Genomic DNA, 621 nt, shown 5'->3' on the forward strand with positions numbered 1-621 from the left:
AAGTTTTTTTAACACGAATGCAGAAGTTGATGTCTTGTTCAATTAACCATGTAAACCACTGCTCACCGATAAACTCTCTGTCTGCGAACACATTCACAATACGGTCTTTACCAAAAATGGAGATAAAGCGTTGAATCAAAGCAATACGCTCTTTTGTATCTGAATTTCCACGTTTATTAAGTAATGTCCAAACGATAGGTATCGCTATTCCACGATAAACGATCGCGAGCATCAGGATATTAATATTTCGTTTTCCCCATTTCCAATTGGTTCTATCTAAAGTCAGTTGCACTTGGTCGAATGAAAACATATTGAAAATCAACTGAGAAATTTGACGATAATCAAAATACTGACCTGCAAAGAAGCGCTGCATACGTCGATAAAATGATTGTGGTAAGCACTTGATGGGCAAGGCTTTAGATGCAGAAGAAAGATTACATGTTTGCTTTAAAATGATCACAAGCATGATGAGCGCAAAGCACTTTAAATGTGACTTGTTCCATTTTAGAGATTTGTTTAAGATAAGATATAACTCATTGAGATGTGTCATAGTATTCGTCGTTAGAAAACAATTATTGTGACATTATTTCAATGAGTTATCTATTTTTGTCGTGTACAGAG

1 pseudogene is annotated in these 621 nt (G+C 35.1%); it reads right to left on the reverse strand.

Annotation, left to right across the window (positions count from 1 at the left end):
- Nucleotides 1-550, reverse strand: a pseudogene (locus MF4640_RS18860) (IS4-like element ISAba1 family transposase); the annotation flags it as partial.
- Nucleotides 551-621: the final 71 nt, after the last annotated feature.

The organism is Acinetobacter sp. MF4640, from assembly GCF_002018895.1.
GTDB classification, from domain to species: domain Bacteria; phylum Pseudomonadota; class Gammaproteobacteria; order Pseudomonadales; family Moraxellaceae; genus Acinetobacter; species Acinetobacter johnsonii.